This window comes from Candidatus Bandiella numerosa (assembly GCF_021811875.1).
Classification (GTDB): domain Bacteria; phylum Pseudomonadota; class Alphaproteobacteria; order Rickettsiales; family Midichloriaceae; genus Aquirickettsia; species Aquirickettsia numerosa_A.
Genome location: NZ_JAJBJD010000190.1, coordinates 1 through 1,629 on the forward strand (window position 1 = coordinate 1; position 1,629 = coordinate 1,629).

Annotated in this window: 2 protein-coding genes; one reads left to right on the plus strand and one right to left on the minus strand. The window is 29.0% G+C overall.

Annotated elements, in window-relative coordinates; all coding sequences use genetic code 11:
- Positions 1-206 precede the first annotated feature (206 nt).
- Positions 207-761: a c-type cytochrome gene (locus tag L8D11_RS05945; protein WP_236870626.1), complete on the plus strand. Its 555-nt coding sequence runs from the start codon at positions 207-209 to the stop codon at positions 759-761.
- A 65-nt stretch (positions 762-826) separates the two neighbouring features.
- Here the strand turns inward: L8D11_RS05945 and def are convergent, their stop codons facing one another.
- Complete coding sequence (gene def / locus L8D11_RS05300; protein ID WP_236870627.1) at positions 827-1,381, minus strand: peptide deformylase; 555 nt, start codon at positions 1,379-1,381, stop codon at positions 827-829.
- Positions 1,382-1,629 lie beyond the last annotated feature (248 nt).

Here is a 1,629-nt window from a genome sequence, read left to right on the forward strand (position 1 = left end):
CTTGAATTCCTATTATTCTATCAGCTTTTATACCAAACTTATCGTTCTTCTTTATATGAATCTAATTTTTTAAATCCATTTATTGCATATCTTCCTTGCTTTGCATTTATGCAACGGCCTTTATTAAGTAATGATATTTTGAAAATTAAGCTTGCTTTAAATTTAGAGCTTAGATAAAAAGAGAATATTTTAAAAATGTTATATAAGTGAATAATTACGAATTTGACAAAATTGCACTTTCTATTGCATTAGCCTTTTTTGCCATTATTTTTTGCATAAACTTTGGAGATTTAATTTACTACCCTGAAATTTCAGTTGAGAAAAGAGGGTATAAAATTGAGGTAACAGAAAATCAAAATGATGATGCAAAACAGGAAGATGAAGTGAGTGAGGAAAATCTAGATTTAAAATTATTATTTGACAAAGCAGATTATAAAAAGGGAGAATCTACATTTAAAAAATGCTCTATATGCCACACAATTAACAAAGGTGAAGCAAACAAAATCGGACCAAATTTATGGAACATTATCAATAGTGCCGTAGCTTCAAAAAAAGATTTTTCATATTCTAGCGCTATGAGTCAAAAAGGTAGTTCTGGTGACATATGGAGTTTTCAAGAATTAATTCATTATCTAAAATCTCCAAGAAAATACGTTTCTGGTACAAAAATGGCATTTGCTGGAATAAAAAAACTGGAGGATAGGATTGATTTAATTGAATTTCTAAGAAATCATGCTGACACTCCTATAAATAAACCTTAGAAAAATTAGCTTTATTGCATAAACACTCTGGGACCTAAATCTCTAGAGCTATCAGAATCATAAAATTAAGAATCTGCGTTATTTTTTTTCCATTTTAAGTATTTTTTCATCATAAAGTCTTTTTTGATTCTGGATAACCTATCTAAAAAAACTATACCATTCGTATGGTCAATTTCATGCTGCAAGCATGCTGACATTATATTGTCTGAAACTTCTAATAAATTTTCCTTACCATCTAAATCTAAATACCTAACCTTTATCTGATTAAATCTTTCTACTTCTGGAAAGATATTTCCAAAAGAAAGACACCCTTCAGCATAGATTTTTTTGTCGCTTGATTTTTCTATTATTTCTGGATTAATTAAGATTCTAGGGCCTTCTTCTAAATTCAATGGCGCATCACCATCCCTTCCAATATTGATTATATCTACCGCAATAATTTTTTTAAGCACCCCAACTTGAACTGCAGCAAGACCAAGACCCTTATAGTACTTCATTGTAGCAACAAGATTTTTGGAAAATTCTTTGACTTCTGAATTAATATCCATGACCAACTCAGATTTTTTATGTAATAGTGGATCAGGCTCTAAAACCAGTGAAAATATCTTACTATCCTTCATTTTTTAATTCTTAATGTTGTTAAACTTAATTATTTTGTTTATCTTCTACATATATAATATTTTTGCTTTTATGTTAAGTTATGCTTAATTTATTTTTGGCTTTTCTGAGGATACGAACATTAATAAGACCATTGCATAATAGGCAGAAAGAAACATATATGATAGAATGAAAAGATAAGTACATACGAAAGAGGAGGCAAAATGTCATTTTTAGTAAGAGAAGCAGAAGAACGTATAGAGAAGAGTAA

Coding starts and splice junctions, on each gene's coding strand:
- def (WP_236870627.1), bottom strand. CDS start 1,381: ATGAAGGATAGTAAGATATTTTCACTGGTTTTAGAGCCTGATCCACTA.